This is a genomic window from Pseudoalteromonas sp. P1-8 (assembly GCF_001399985.1).
Lineage (GTDB): Bacteria > Pseudomonadota > Gammaproteobacteria > Enterobacterales > Alteromonadaceae > Pseudoalteromonas.
Map to the genome: position 1 here is coordinate 1 of NZ_LJSO01000007.1, position 14739 is coordinate 14739.

The 14739-nt window shown below is 40.0% G+C and carries 11 protein-coding genes and 1 pseudogene; 4 read left to right on the top strand and 8 right to left on the bottom strand.

From position 1 onward, the window contains the following. A pseudogene (locus tag AN213_RS20415) lies at positions 1-219 on the top strand (transposase); the annotation flags it as partial. Between the two features lie 247 nt (positions 220-466). Here AN213_RS20415 and gdhA read toward each other — a convergent pair. The 3 genes from gdhA to AN213_RS11055 all read right to left on the bottom strand — a co-directional run bounded on the left by gdhA (position 467) and on the right by AN213_RS11055 (position 4579). After that, positions 467-1819, bottom strand: a complete 1353-nt coding sequence (gene gdhA / locus AN213_RS11045) for an NADP-specific glutamate dehydrogenase (RefSeq protein WP_055198637.1) — start codon at positions 1817-1819, stop codon at positions 467-469. Between the two features lie 82 nt (positions 1820-1901). Next, positions 1902-2387, bottom strand: a complete 486-nt coding sequence (locus tag AN213_RS11050) for a hypothetical protein (RefSeq protein WP_055198638.1) — start codon at positions 2385-2387, stop codon at positions 1902-1904. Between the two features lie 2 nt (positions 2388-2389). Continuing rightward, positions 2390-4579, bottom strand: coding sequence for an LruC domain-containing protein (locus AN213_RS11055; RefSeq protein WP_055198639.1), 2190 nt, complete (start codon positions 4577-4579; stop codon positions 2390-2392). Positions 4580-4802: 223 nt separating this feature from the next. Between AN213_RS11055 and AN213_RS11060 the strand changes: the two genes are divergently transcribed. Next, complete coding sequence (locus AN213_RS11060) at positions 4803-6959, top strand: ATP-binding protein (RefSeq protein WP_054561399.1); 2157 nt, start codon at positions 4803-4805, stop codon at positions 6957-6959. Here AN213_RS11060 and AN213_RS11065 read toward each other — a convergent pair. From AN213_RS11065 to AN213_RS11080, 4 genes are all read right to left on the bottom strand, one after another. Then, positions 6952-8349, bottom strand: coding sequence for a M28 family metallopeptidase (locus AN213_RS11065; RefSeq protein WP_055198640.1), 1398 nt, complete (start codon positions 8347-8349; stop codon positions 6952-6954). The genes AN213_RS11060 and AN213_RS11065 overlap by 8 nt on opposite strands. Positions 8350-8468: 119 nt before the next feature. After that, on the bottom strand, positions 8469-9377 hold the full coding sequence (locus tag AN213_RS11070) for a GGDEF domain-containing protein (RefSeq protein ID WP_054561397.1): 909 nt from the start codon (positions 9375-9377) through the stop codon (positions 8469-8471). A 61-nt stretch (positions 9378-9438) separates the two neighbouring features. Beyond that, positions 9439-9834: a VanZ family protein gene (locus AN213_RS11075; protein ID WP_055198641.1), complete on the bottom strand. Its 396-nt coding sequence runs from the start codon at positions 9832-9834 to the stop codon at positions 9439-9441. Positions 9835-9837: 3 nt separating this feature from the next. Further along, positions 9838-10668 (bottom strand): alpha/beta hydrolase family protein, encoded by an 831-nt coding sequence (locus tag AN213_RS11080; protein ID WP_055198642.1) that lies wholly within the window; start codon positions 10666-10668, stop codon positions 9838-9840. Between the two features lie 159 nt (positions 10669-10827). On the opposite strand from AN213_RS11080, the gene AN213_RS11085 reads away from it, so the two are divergent. Next, positions 10828-12675: an ABC transporter ATP-binding protein gene (locus AN213_RS11085; protein WP_055198643.1), complete on the top strand. Its 1848-nt coding sequence runs from the start codon at positions 10828-10830 to the stop codon at positions 12673-12675. Between the two features lie 74 nt (positions 12676-12749). On the opposite strand, the gene AN213_RS11090 is transcribed toward AN213_RS11085, so the two are convergent. Next, positions 12750-13166: an MAPEG family protein gene (locus tag AN213_RS11090; protein ID WP_055198644.1), complete on the bottom strand. Its 417-nt coding sequence runs from the start codon at positions 13164-13166 to the stop codon at positions 12750-12752. A gap of 315 nt (positions 13167-13481) precedes the next feature. Between AN213_RS11090 and AN213_RS11095 the strand changes: the two genes are divergently transcribed. Continuing rightward, a complete protein-coding gene (locus AN213_RS11095; RefSeq protein WP_055198645.1) occupies positions 13482-14681 on the top strand; it encodes an Nramp family divalent metal transporter in 1200 nt (399 codons plus the stop codon). Positions 14682-14739 lie beyond the last annotated feature (58 nt).

Sequence of the window (14739 nt, forward strand, 5' to 3'; positions counted from 1 at the left end):
TCAATACGAGAAAATAAGCCTGGGAAAATCCCAGAAAATGCGTTACCAATACTTGAAAGATTAAATATTTGTACAGAAAACTGGCTCACACTCACCACTTCCTTTACCCGCTCGTTTAAAAATACAGCGGGTAAAGAGCAAGCTATAACTGAGTATGCAAAACACATGAAACGAAAGAGAAGAAGCTCAATAACTAATAGCCAAGCTTTGTTTTGCTAAACACTTAAACTTTTCATTTACTATTTTTATTCATCTGTTTTAAATAAATAGAAAGTGTCTACGTTCTGAAATTAACTTTAGCTAAAACTAAATGACCAACCCTTAAATCTAAATAATACAAAAAAACTAAACATCATTATATGCAAAATTAGTTCAATCAAAAGCTGTGGCTATCTAGCTTTAAACTACTAAAAGTGGGTGTCTGTTATAAAATGTATGTCTCTTTAATTCGCTTTTATTCGAAACGTTACACTACTCCTTGTTTTAACATTGCATCTGCAACTCGTTCGAACCCTGCTATATTCGCACCAAGGACCAAGTCATGTTCATTCGAGTACTGCTTGGCAGTAGCTGAAATTGTATCGAAAATAGACTTCATAACTTGCTGAAGTTTCTCATCAACTTGCTCAGCTCGCCACTTTTGCATACTGGCATTTTGAGCCATTTCAAATTGACTGGTAGCAACTCCACCAGCATTTGCAGCCTTACTTGGCCCTAAAAATACATCGTTGTCTTTAAACACTTTTAACGCATCAGCTGTGGTCGGCATGTTTGCACCCTCGCACACAACAGAGCAGCCATTTTCAACCAAAGCTTCAGCATCTTTTTCGGTAATTTCATTTTGAGTTGCACAAGGAAGTGCAATATCTGCCTCATATCGCCACACTTGATGTCCGTCGCTAGGGTATTGATTTACAGGCGTAAACTCAGCACCTTTGTGCTCGTTCAAATAATCCCTAAGCTCAGCACCTCGTTCATTTTTTAAGTGTTTTACAAGAGCCACATCAAGCCCATCTTTACAATACAAGGTCCCTTTTGAATCACTACAGCTAAGAATAACAGCATCGTATTGGTCAAGCTTTTCCATCAAATACAATGCTACATTACCAGCACCAGAAGCTAGGCATCGCTTGCCTCTTAAAGAATCGCCTTTAGCATCTAGCATGGCACTTAAAAAATATGCAACACCATAGCCAGTTGCTTCTGTTCTCAGTGAAGACCCTCCCATAATCTCAGGCTTACCAGTTAGTACCCCTTCAAATTGATTAGTGATCCGTTTATATTGACCAAATAGATAACCAATTTCTCTCGCCCCAACGCCAATATCACCAGCAGGAACATCTGTGTTAGCACCTATGTGACGATAGAGTTCAGTCATATATGACTGACAAAAACGCATAATTTCATTGTCACTTTTTCCTTTAGGGTTAAAGTCAGCACCGCCTTTAGCGCCTCCTAATTGCAACCCTGTGAGTGCATTCTTCAAAACTTGCTCAAAGCCTAAAAATTTCACCACACTTTTATTGACACTCGGGTGTAACCTCAAGCCCCCTTTATAAGGGCCTAGAGTTGAGCTAAATTCGATTCTAAAACCACGGTTAACTTGCACTTTGCCGTCATCATCAAGCCAAGGAACCCTAAATATTACTTGCCTTTCAGGCTCAACTAACCGCTCTAGAATTGCCTGCTGTTGATATTCACTGTTACCTTCTACTACCTGATTTATTGATGAAAGCACTTCTTCAACAGCTTGATAAAACTCAGGCTCATTTGGATTAGACTCTTTAACTGATTGCAGTACCTCTTCGATATATTGCATTACAAAACCCTCTTTCAAGCTGTTGAAAATATTCAGTCTATTAGAATTAAACTAACTTAGACATAATATCGATCACTCATGTTTAACGAATAATGAACACCGCTGATTGCTCCCCATCATATTGCCACTCAAAACGCAGTGGTTCATTTTGAGAATCATAAAACCAAACTTCTGCCACAAGCTCTAAAGCACTATTTGCCAGCATCACAGTCGACGTTAATTTGCTTTGTTTTAGAGGTGCCCGCAATAAGCATTGATTGTAATCAGCCTTATTATCATCGCCTTTCAAGCAGATATTTAAATACGCTCTGCTATCACCCATGTTCAAATCAACATCTATGTTTAGTTCTATCTTGCTACTTAAATCAAATTGAGAAGCAATCGTTAGGTCAGCCATTGTCTCTGTTTCCACACTCGAGTCAGTAGGTGTTGTCTCTGGTGGCGGCGTGCTTGTGGTGGGTGTCTGTGTAGCAGTTGTACTTACCGCTTCAGTTGAAGAGCTACCTTCACCACCGCCACCACACGCAGATAACATTAAGCTAATGATTAATAAAGTATAATGTTTCATGACTATTCTCCTCGTAGAATAACATTTGCAAGTTTTGCATTATTAAACCAAAGCGGCTTTTCCCGTCCCTCTGATTCAGCAAATGCTCTAAAGTCACTATACGCATGTGTTATATCAACACTCTCTTTTGGATGCGCCCATGAACTGCCAATCTCCATTGCCCAAGGTAGACCAGTTTCAGTTTGGAAATAATAACTTTGAGCACTATTACTGGCATCATCAGAGTCAGTGATTGAAAATAATTGTGAATTGAATTTTTCGGTTGGTTGTTGATTCTTAATATGAACTTCCCAACCACGTGGGTTTTGTCCAACTAAAAACTCACCATGGTAGTGATCTTGAGCTGCGAAAATAAATGGGTCTAAAGTATATTTTGGCGCTTCAATTGTGGTCACTCCATTTTGAAGTGAAACGGTTAAACTAAACGAAACTTTGCTGTTGGTATCACAGCCTGTTTCAGTTCTAAAATAACTACAACTTGACTGCTTATCTGCATAAGCCCAAGTGTCTGGCATGATAATGAAAATAGCATCTTCAACCCCTTGTTCTAATATAGAATGTGATTGTGTTTCGCCATTTATCGTTAAATTAATTGAACTTGTATCTATCTGACTTCTTAATATTCGTTTATCAACATCATCGGCTATCGTTTGATACAAACGAACTGCAAAGCCATTATGAAAATCAGCACCAATTCCAACCAACTCCCCTTCTATTTTGTAACCAATGGCCTGACCTTCTTTATCAATCAATGTAGTACGGTAATTTACAACTAAATCGTTAAAGTCATAATCACCAGCAAAAGGCCATTGATCTTCATAGGCAAGGGTTACCCAGCCATTCTCACTTGGGTATACCAAACTTCCATATGTTGTTACCGGGTAATCCTCGACTTCGCCGCCTGTTACCCCACCACTTGCGGTAATTGGGTTAGCCTCGCTGCCATCGGTTACACGAAAGCGTGCCCATGTTGCTCCCATCACAGCATCACTCGGTACATCAACCAGCACACTGTTATCACCTTGATTTAAACTGTATTTACTTACTGTGATTTCGTCTGGATCAAACTGGAAATTTTGATCCCAATCGAACCAAGCATATAAATAACCATTATCATTAGGAGCGGTCACAATTATCTGGCTGGTAGAACCTGCAACAAAATCAGTGACAAATTTAACACCATCATCTGAGCTATCGACGGGCGATGCCTGTAAATCTGCCGGAGTGTTAATATTTTCACCATCAACAACGGCTCCTAAATAAACTAAATTTGATTGGTCTTCATTAGGGTCAAACAGATGGCGAGCACCACTATCAGCAAGCGCTGTTTTATAAGGCATAGGTGCATCGCCAAAGTCGATCGAGTTATCAGTGACTTTTACTTCCGCAATAGCACAGCGTGCACCATCATTTTGATTCGATGTTGGCCCTAAGGTAAAAACTGCTGCGGTAGGTGTATAACCAACCACAGGACTGGTGCTTAAATCTACTTTATGGATTTTACCGCTGCGGTTATTACTAAAATAAAACTGACCTTGCACATCAAAGTAACCTGCACCATTAGCACCGGTATCGCCGGCTATGTCGAGGTTTGCTATAAAAGTGGGTGTCTGATTATCTAAGTTGATTTCGTAAAGGTCGCCGTTAGACTCAACTGCATACAAAAGATTGCTATGTGGATGAAAAGCAAAATCATAAATAGCTAAATTCCAGTTCGCTGAGCCTGCAACTAATTGTGCCTGATACTCATCGGCCTCTTCAGTTAAATCAATGCCAAATAAACCAAATTTAGGGTGGTATAAATAGTAAACCGCCTGATTAGTTTCACTATTCACATGAATATCACCAACATAAAAATTGGTATCTGGTAGACCATTAACAATTAAACGTTGTAAAACATAATCATCACCAATACGTACAACACTTCTCGGGGCTTGTTTGCTAAAGCCATACATGTACTGGTCTTGATAATTAAAGCCAACCGCATTTACGCTGTCGTTATTCGCCTCTGTTGTAAAATCCATTGACGCTGCAAGCACGGTGGTTTTGGCAGATACTAGGTCAACGCCAAACATTTGCGCAGGCGAACCTTGAATCAAAAATGCTTTACTCGGGCACTGTTCAAATGGTGCAGCACTTACAAAGCCTGTTGCAAGTGCGGTTATTAGGTAAGCAGGTATGTTACTTTTCATAATTACACTCTCCTGTGGATGTGTTATTACTCAAAGCAGTAACCATTCCATAATATAACTCACGCTATAACAAGGTGTTATGAAAAATCAGACTGAGTATTTGCAAGATGCAAGAGGCATAGTTGCATAATGCAATTCTTTTTAGCTATAAAAGCAAATCATTCCCACTTAAAAGAATGGCATGCTAGACTAGTTAGGAATAAAAATAATAATAAACCCCACTATGAAACTTAAAGCCTCTGTAATTCTGTACTTTGCCTTATCAATGAACAGTGCTTTTGCATCAACACTGCAACAAAACATTGATGAAGCCAGAACAATCAGTGACTACCAAAAACGATATGACTATTTAAAAGCCATCGATAAAAAGCTTATTGAGTCTGCCAGCCTTGCAGAACAAGTAAGTTATAACGTTAGATTAATTCACGTTCACATACACCTCGGCCAATTTCAACAAGCGCAAACTATCATTGATGAACTTGAAGCGGGCCCAAAATACAAAAAAGACTCCCCCATTTACAGCGAGTTGTATCTAGCGAAAGCGCGGTTGGCATATAGAAAAAGTGACTTAGAAACCGCAATTTATTTATCGCAACAAAATGTCGCCCTATTTCAGCGCTTACAACTTACCCATTATGAAATTGATGCCGTGGCGAGTCTTGTCAGTGCTTATCATAATGCTGGCGAGTATCAAGCAGCCTTAAACTTACTTGAAGTTTATATTCACGACAACAATCGCGAATTAACCTTAAAGCAAAAAGAAATGCTCTATCATGGTTATTCGCGTAATCTTGAACAGTTAGACCGCTTAACGCTTGCACTCGAATATAAGCTAAAACGCCGTGAAGTTATTCAACAGATGTCGCCGTCTATCTCGTTACAAGCCGGCATTAGTTATTCAATTGCTCAAAGTTATTTAGATTTAGAACAATACGAAAAAGCAAAGAGCGAGTTTATTACAGCCCTTAGTTTTGATAGGCAAACGGGCTCACTTTCTGATATCGGACATAGTTTAGTTAAACTATCCCAATGCGAATATGGGCTAAAAAACTACAATGTAGCACTTGAATACGCACAAGAGGCTCAACAGGTGTTCGCAAGTTATAACAGCGCACGAAATACAGCCTGGGCAAATCATAATATTGCGATAAATTTGCTCGAAATCGATAAAGCAACTCAGGCATTAACCATAGAAAAACAAGTGATCACTGAACTCAAACAAGACGATCACTTATATATAGATGTACTACTTACATTAGCAAAGCTATACATTGGCTCTAATGAGCACGAACAAGCTAAACATTTTGCTGAGCAAGCCTACAAGTTAAGCAACCAAAAAAATAAGCTGCAAAAGCAAATCACAGCCCTAAAACATTTGATCACTGTGGCAGAACAACAATCTGATTACAAACAGGCATTGTCGTATCAACGTGCTATTACAGAGCTTGAAAAAGGCTTTGCCCGCAACAACTACAATCAACGTTTAGCGGAGCTGCAAAATTCCATTGCCATGCGCGACCGTGATTTGGCCATTCAAGATTTAAAACTCCAAGATAATGAAAAAAGCCAAGCAATTGCCTCACAGCGCCAAACTATCTTATATAGCATTTTATTATTTAGCCTGCTTTTAGCTGTAATGGGCATTGCTTTATTAAGAATAAGACAGAGAAAACAGCTTATTGAACAGCGCCGAAATTATCTCGATAAACAAATCAGTCAACGTAGTAAGTTATTATCACAAGTTGCTCACGAGTTAAGTGGTCCATTAACCGGGTTGCGCTTACACCTTGAAACGCTCCAAGCAGGCTTAACTCAATTTAATGAGCTTACATACGAAAAACTCAACCAAAAAATCACCGATATGGCAACTTTAGTCACTGATTTAAATAAAATTTCACTTTTAGAACAAAGCAGCTTTCAGCTCAACGTAACAACAATTAATGCGGCTGAGTATTTCCAAAGCTTGCACACAGATATGGTGATACAGCTTGATAAATTTGAAGTGAGATTCTCACAAAATGTTGCTGATGAATTAAACTTTGAGTGCGATGCAACACGGCTTTCACAGTTATTTGCAAACTTAATCAGTAATTCGCTTAAGTACACAAATCACCCTGGTAAGATAAATTTGACGATTAGCCAAAACCAAACTCAGCTCTTAATCTGCTATGAAGACTCAGCCCCTGGCGTCAGCGATGAAAGTTTAGCAAAGATTTTTGACCATCTTTATAGAGTGCCAGACTTAAAAACGGTAAAACAGTCAGGCTCAGGAATTGGGCTTGCGATAGTAAAACAAATTGTCGAAGCCCATAACTGGCATATTACAGCTGCTCATAGCGAACTGGGAGGTGTCCGCTATGACCTTACAATTCCTATTTAGTTGATTTGTCTGGCCATTCAAACGCGCCAACATCGCCAGGAAATACAACCGGTGATTCAATACCGTCTTTGTTTACAGCGGCAACACCAAAATAGTAGTTATCGATAACAACATTTTTAAGGGTTGCTTCGGTTACATTGCCAACATCGCGGCTAAATTGCCATTGTGGCTCACTCGTGTAACGCCAATAGATTTTATAACTGACCACCGTTGGATCATCGCTTTTATGCCACGCTAATGTTGTACTTGGCTTTACTGCACCTGAAATACTAACGCCCGTTGGTGGCGCTGGAGCCCATGCCATTGAAGCCATTGTCACTGCATTAAGTGACGTTAACTTTGCCGCATAGGCAAAATCAACATGGTCAATGGTGTCGCCGTAGGTAATACCATTTTCAGTACGCAAGTCTTGATGCTGTTGATTATAGTTTTCGTTGGTTTCCATTATACGCACTGCTGCAAAGCCAACATCATTAAATGGACGGTGATGCCCTCCTCGACCAAAACGATCGAGTCGATATACCAACATGGTATCCAAATTCTCAATGTAGCGATCTGCAATTGTATCTATGTAACGCGCTAGGTTTCGACTTGCAGAGTCAACTTCCCCGCCTGTAAAACGGCGTTTATGGGCTTGCTCTTTGGTTTCAATAACGCGTGTACCTTCAGAGAAGATACGTGCAGTTGTGTTATCTGTTACCCCATTAATCCCGGTTGAATTACCAATCATGTCGTTGTTTAAAACACCATGAACACGCCAGTTATGCTGTTGTGCATATTTAGCTAAAATTTTACCACCAAACAAGCCTTGCTCTTCACCAGATAATGCTGCATAAACAATTGAGCCATTAAATTTATACTTTGATAAAACACGCGCCGATTCCAGCACGCCAGCCACACCAGATGCATTATCGTTAGCCCCTGGCGCATCTGAAGTATAGTCCATTACATCAGACACTCTCGAGTCAATATCACCCGACATCATAACCATTCGGTTCGCATCAACTTGACCGCGCTGAATAGCCACAACATTGACAACTTCAACCGGGTTTGGAATACGCTTTTCACCAGAAATAGTGTCTTTTACTTCGATGATTTCTAGGCAGTTACCGCAGGCTTTAGAAATCGCCTCAAACTCAGACTTGATCCAACGCCTTGCTGCTCCAATACCACGCGTATTTGATTTCGTCTCAGATAGAGTATGGCGAGTGCCAAAATCAACCAGCGTTTGAATATCTTGCTCTATACGTGCTTTAGAAACGGCATTTGCAATATCATGCAAAGCTTGTTGATCTTTATATTGAGGTGTTGTGGCATGAGCTGCCGAGATCAATAACAGCGATGAGCTAAACAAAGCACCCGTTGTTGTTATTTTTTTACGCTTAAACATAGTTTCACTCCTTCAATGAATCATTCAAGGCTAACTAATATTTCACTTTGCGCAATAGTTATGAGTTAGAAAACAAATTATTAGGTTGAAACCATATACCAGCAGTGGTCTAAGGAAAATTACCCTGTGTTTTTAGCGCCGGGTAACTTTATTCCATCATTGTAAAACACCATACGATTACCCCCTTCATACTTTGCTTTGTACATGGCTTTATCGGCACACTGAATGAGATATTCTGCGTCACCATAATGCTCGGGGAACAATACGGCACCAATACTTGGCGAGTAAATAAGCTCTGCATCGTTATAAATTAAGGGTTGGCAAATCTCGGTTATTAATTCGTCAACCATTTCGATGACGTCTTTTTTGTGTTTAATGCTATTGAGGATCACCACAAATTCATCGCCCCCTAAGCGCCCTACACTGTCTTCTTTTTTTAAGACATGACGAATACGCATAGCAATGGTTTTTAAGAGCTTGTCGCCAGCACCATGACCATGAATATCATTAACTTGCTTAAAGCCATCAATATCGATAAACAGAACTGCAATCACGGTTGAAATGGTGTTCGCAATCGACAATGATTCCTCAAGCTGGGTGGTTAAGAAACTGCGGTTGGGGAGATCGGTCAGAGGGTCGTGCCCAGCCATATAAATCAGTTTTTGTTCGAGCTTTTTTTGCTCTGTAATGTCATAAGCAATAGCCACTCTAACTTGCTTTTCTTTAGACCAATAAACAGACCATAAAACATGCACTATTCTGCCATCTTTTCTAACCCAGCGGTTTTCAAATCGTGGGTGCTGATCATTGACCACAATTTGATTAATGGCATTGATGGTTTTGGCTCTGTCTTCTGGATAAACAAAGTCCAACATTTTTCTATTAATGGCTTCTTCTGGCGCGTATCCGAAAATTGTTTCAAAGGCAGGATTAGTAAAAAGTAACGTGCCTTTGGCATCAACTACACATACTGCATCGAGTAGAAGCTCAATAATATCTGACAAATAATCCGATGTATCTATGTTCATACGCAACTTTTAGGCTAGGTCTACACTGAGTATAGACGAAACCTAACAAGTCACTGAAAGTTTAAGCCTTAATTGGATATAACTTTTTGCAAAGCCAAGCTGAAAAAGCACTGAAAACGGCAATACCCACAAAATCAGCGATTAAATCGACAAAATCTAGCGTCCGAGATTCGACAAAATACTGGCTTAGCTCTTCTAAAATCACAAATGTACTTACAATCAGCACAGCTAAATAAATAGGCCGCCCAGCAATATTCATTGTTTTAAACTTAAAGGCGAGGTTGATGAATAGCGTAAGTAGTCCAAATAAGCAAAAATGCCCCAACTTATCACCGAAAGGAATTGCCGCAACGAGTTCGAAAAACACCGACTTTTGCCCAGTATTGGCAAGATAGATAACCCAACCAATAAAACCAAAAAAGCCGATAGCAATTAACACAAGAATACGTTGAAACATCTTTTATGGCGCCATATGTGAGGTTAAAAATAAAAATTGATAGGCAATCACTTTATTCCAATAGTGCCAGTCATGAATGCCCGGACGTTCAACATAGTCATGGCGGATGCGCATTTTCAACATCGCTTGGTGTAGCGCTCGGTTTTGCTCAATAAAAAAGTCATCAACGCCTATATCAAGCATAATCGGTAAGGTATCAGCGCCCTTTTTCCATGCCGTATTGCCTGCAGCAATTTTATGGAGGTTATTAATAATGGCTATGCTATCCCATTTTTCTTTGTTTTCAGCGTAACTGCCGAGTACTTTTGCAAGATCAAACTCTGCACTAAAGGGCCTAACATCAACCCCAGCAGACATCCCTGAAACTGCTGCAAACAGGTTTGGGTGATTTATTGCAATGTGCAAAGCACCAAAGCCCCCCATTGATAAGCCAGTGATTGCACGGCCACTTTTAGACCGATTGGTCGAATATTTAGAATCGATATAATTTAGTAAATCGTCTGCGATGTAGGTTTCGTATTGCGAGCTTTTGTCGATATCAGAATCGAGATACCACGAACCGAAGTTGCCATCAGGGTTAACAATGATGACATCATATTGGTCTGCCAGTTTTTCAATGTTTGTCAGCTTAGTCCAATCGCTGTGATTGCCACTGTAGCCATGTAATATATAGATAACATTGTACTCTTTTGAGTCTTGATAGCCGTCAGGTAATGTCACCGTTACGGGTTTTTCGATGGCAGTTTTTTTGCCCTTAAATATGTGGGTGTCGGTTTGGTAGGCACAAAGCGGTAAACTAAAAACGAGGGACAGCGTATAAAGCAACTTTTTCATCATTAATTCCTTTTTCTTATTATATTTTCATTTCTCACACTAGATGTAAATAACTGAATAGTTGATAGATTTTAATCTTAGTTTTTAAATTAAATGAACTGCTAAAAAACCACTCAAATGGTATAGTAAGGCTACTTTGATTTTTAAAAAGCGTCGTCTATGTATCGTTTATTTGAGCGGATGACTAATCCGTTTCCTAAAGAGCAACCCTCTCAGCCACCTAATAGCTTATTTGCTTTTTGCCGTCATTATACCCGTGGCATGGAACTATCACTGCTATTTATGTCTTTGAGTGCCGCAGCGCTCGCTATTTTAGAAGTATCGCTATTTAGTTACATGGGGCAACTGGTCGATTGGCTTGGCGAATATACCCCAGATACCTTGTTTGTAGAGCAGCAGGCTGAACTTACAAAAATGGCGATTATGTTGCTGGTGGTGTTACCTATTGTCGTGTTCTTTCACTCAGCGGTGTTACATCAAGCGCTCCTTGGCAACTATCCTATGTCTATCCGTTGGTTAGCACACCGTTATTTGCTTCGTCAGAGTGTTAGTTTTTATCAAAACGAATTTGCAGGCCGTATTGCGACAAAAGTAATGCAAACCTCATTAGCTGTTCGTGAATCAGTGATGAAATTGCTCGATGTTCTAATGTATATCGTGGTCTACTTTGGCGCCATGGTGTTTTTGGTCGCAGAATCTGACTGGCGCTTAATGTTGCCATTATTGATTTGGCTGGTTTTATACGCCGCTATTCAAATGTATTTTGTACCTAAGCTCAAGAAAGTAGCCAGCTCGCAAGCTGATGCACGCTCAGAAATGACCGGACGTGTAGTTGATAGCTACACTAACATTTCGACTATCAAATTGTTCTCCTACACACAGCGAGAAGAACAATATGCAAAAGACAGCATGGATGTGTTTTTACAGCCGGTATATAAGCAAATGCGCCTAGTTACTAGCTTAAACTTCTCTATCAACACGCTAAATTACTTATTGGTATTTAGTATTGCTGCCCTCTCTTTATATCTATGGTCAATTAGCGCCATCAGTGTTGGTGCTATCGCCATTTCGGTGAGTTTATCGCTGAGATTAAACGGTATGGCACAATGGATCATGTGGGAGATCAGTAGCCTATTTGAAAACATTGGTACTGTTGCTGATGGTATGAAAACCCTATCAACGCCGATTGAAGTTGATGATAAAGAAAACGCAAGCACTCTTACTGTTAATGAAGGGTCGATAAGCTTTGATAATGTGCAATTTAACTATGGTAAAGCTGCCAACGAAACCCACCGCGGCCCTGTTATCAATGGTTTAAATCTAGACATCAAACCGGGTGAAAAAATAGGTTTAGTGGGTCGCTCTGGCGCGGGTAAATCTACCTTAGTGAATTTATTACTGCGTTTCTATGATGTTGACTCGGGCACAATTCGTATTGATGGTCAAAACATCGCTGAGGTAAGCCAAGAAAGCTTACGTAAGCACATTGCGATGGTGACGCAAGATACCTCACTGTTACACCGCTCAGTAAAAGATAACATTCTTTATGGTAGACCCGATGCAACTGTAGATGAAATGCTTGCGGCCGCAAAGCAAGCAGAAGCAATTGAGTTCATCGAAGACCTTGAAGACAGCAAAGGCAATAAAGGCTTTGCCGCACAAGTTGGTGAACGCGGTGTGAAGCTTTCTGGTGGTCAACGTCAACGTATTGCTATTGCACGAGTCCTTCTAAAAGATGCGCCAATTCTTATATTGGATGAAGCAACCAGTGCTCTTGATTCTGAAGTTGAAGCCGCGATTCAAACCAGCCTAGACGATTTAATGACTGGCAAAACTGTAATTGCCATTGCACACCGTTTATCAACTATTGCGCAAATGGATAGGCTCATTGTGCTTGATGAAGGTGGCGTGGTAGAACAAGGCTCTCATGAGCAATTAATCGCACAAGGTGGCATCTATGCTGCCCTGTGGTCACATCAGACCGGTGGCTTTATCGGCGTTGAGTAGCTAGGTTTTCACTATTAAAAAAGGCATTGAATGAGTATTCTTTCAATGCCTTTTTTATATGTTAGCAATGCTGTTTAAATCAAACGTAAACCAATCAGAACGAGCATCACAATATTTGCCAAAGCAGCGATTAAAAAGAAATAGCTGCGTGGGCTTGGATTCTTCTCAGTAGCCACACCATAATACAGCAGCATATGAATGATCCTTGCAATCACATACACCCATATACACAGTGCAAATGTGCTGCTGTTCAAGTTTAAAAAGAATCCCAGAAATACGGTACCTAAAAATAACGGACTATTTTCTAAGGTATTCATAAAAGTGCGATGTGAACGAAACACAAAGCTGTCATGACTTAATGAATTATCGAGTTTACCAGGCACCGCATTGGGTTGTTTGGCTTTTGTGACAGCTGCAACTATCCACTGAATAGTCAGCATAATTAGATAAACATACACAGCCGCATAAGCTGAAAAAGTAAGTTCAGGCATTTTCATTTCCTTTTGTATAACAACATGAATGCCTATTCCTTGCAAAAAACCAACCAAACCAAAAAACTAAAGTAACTTACTGATTTTAAATAATTATCTATATATTAAAAACTATGTATGCTGTGCCACTGCTACCTACTTTGTATAAAATTTACAGAGTGGATTGATATTTGGTAAACACGTGAACTTAACGCAACTCACCTCTTTTACTTTACCCTTGCTTCGACTCTCTATAATCTTAAGATCTGTTTTATATAACGATAGCTGTTTTATCTATCAGTTAATGTACTAAAAATAATAATAAAAGGTTTTATCATGCGTTTAGGACCCGGACTTCTTGTCACCGCTGCTTTTATTGGCCCAGGTACCATCACCACGGCAAGTGTTGCTGGTGCTAATTTTGGCTTTGCTCTTATTTGGACTTTATTGTTCTCTGTCATAGCGACTATTTTGCTGCAATCTATGGCAGCTCGTCTTGGTGTGGCTACAGGGCTAGATTTAGCCTCAGCACTTAGAAGCACCATTCAAACACCGATTTTTAAAGCCCTGGCTGTAATATTAGTAATAAGTGCGATTGGCATTGGCAGTGCAGCTTATGAAGCTGGTAATCTGACTGGTGCCAGTTTAGGACTGCAAGAAATACTACCTTCTGTAAACCCATTACTCTGGACTCCCCTTATTGCAGTTTTAAGTGCAGTTCTTTTGTACAGTGGCAAACATAAAGTCATTGAGGGTGCGTTAATTGTTTTAGTGGTGTTGATGAGTTTAGTATTTATTTCAACGCTGGTGATGGCAGCTCCGCCACTTGGTGAAGTGCTAAAAGGATTTATACCTAGCTTACCTGATAATTCAATTACCACGGTACTTGCCTTGATAGGCACGACAATTGTGCCCTACAACCTGTTTTTACACTCTGGGGTACTTGCAGAAAAACACGATAGTTCAAAAAATATCGACAAAGTAATCAAAGAAACAAACCTTGATACCGGTATTTCGATAACTTTAGGTGGCATAATCACGTTAGCTATCTTATCAACAGCCTCTGTGGCATTTTACGGTACTGATGCAGGTAAAATTTCAGCGGCCAATATGGCTGTGCAGCTTGAGCCACTTCTAGGTGGTATGGCTCATTATTTCTTTGCTATCGGTTTATGTGCTGCCGGGCTTACTAGCGCAATAACTGCACCTCTTGCGGGTGCTTACGCTGTATGCGGCATGCTTGGTTGGTCAACACAAATGAGGGATACACGTTTTAAACTGGTTGCTATCACTATCCTTGTTTTCGGTGCACTGGTCGCATCGCTTGGGCTTGATCCGGTTGCGGTTATCATCTTTGCGCAAGCTGCCAATGGTTTATTACTGCCAATTGTAACCTGTTACCTTGTTTGGTTGGTAAATCAAAAATCGGTGATGAAAGGCTACACTAATTCGCTTTTACTTAACCTTGTGATTGTGCCAGTAATACTGCTTATATTTGGCCTTAGCCTTTATAAACTAAGCAATCTAATTTTTTAGTTTTTACTTTGAAAATATGTATTAAAAAAGGCCGCAAATTTGCGGCCTTTTCGTATGC

Excerpts from the sequence above, each read along its gene's own strand:
- gdhA (WP_055198637.1), bottom strand. The coding sequence starts at position 1,819 with ATGCAATATATCGAAGAGGTACTGCAATCAGTTAAAGAGTCTAATCCA.
- AN213_RS11050 (WP_055198638.1), bottom strand. The coding sequence starts at position 2,387 with ATGAAACATTATACTTTATTAATCATTAGCTTAATGTTATCTGCGTGT.
- AN213_RS11055 (WP_055198639.1), bottom strand. The coding sequence starts at position 4,579 with ATGAAAAGTAACATACCTGCTTACCTAATAACCGCACTTGCAACAGGC.
- AN213_RS11060 (WP_054561399.1), top strand. The coding sequence starts at position 4,803 with ATGAAACTTAAAGCCTCTGTAATTCTGTACTTTGCCTTATCAATGAAC.
- AN213_RS11065 (WP_055198640.1), bottom strand. The coding sequence starts at position 8,349 with ATGTTTAAGCGTAAAAAAATAACAACAACGGGTGCTTTGTTTAGCTCA.
- AN213_RS11070 (WP_054561397.1), bottom strand. The coding sequence starts at position 9,377 with ATGAACATAGATACATCGGATTATTTGTCAGATATTATTGAGCTTCTA.
- AN213_RS11075 (WP_055198641.1), bottom strand. The coding sequence starts at position 9,834 with ATGTTTCAACGTATTCTTGTGTTAATTGCTATCGGCTTTTTTGGTTTT.
- AN213_RS11080 (WP_055198642.1), bottom strand. The coding sequence starts at position 10,668 with ATGAAAAAGTTGCTTTATACGCTGTCCCTCGTTTTTAGTTTACCGCTT.
- AN213_RS11085 (WP_055198643.1), top strand. The coding sequence starts at position 10,828 with ATGTATCGTTTATTTGAGCGGATGACTAATCCGTTTCCTAAAGAGCAA.
- AN213_RS11090 (WP_055198644.1), bottom strand. The coding sequence starts at position 13,166 with ATGCCTGAACTTACTTTTTCAGCTTATGCGGCTGTGTATGTTTATCTA.
- AN213_RS11095 (WP_055198645.1), top strand. The coding sequence starts at position 13,482 with ATGCGTTTAGGACCCGGACTTCTTGTCACCGCTGCTTTTATTGGCCCA.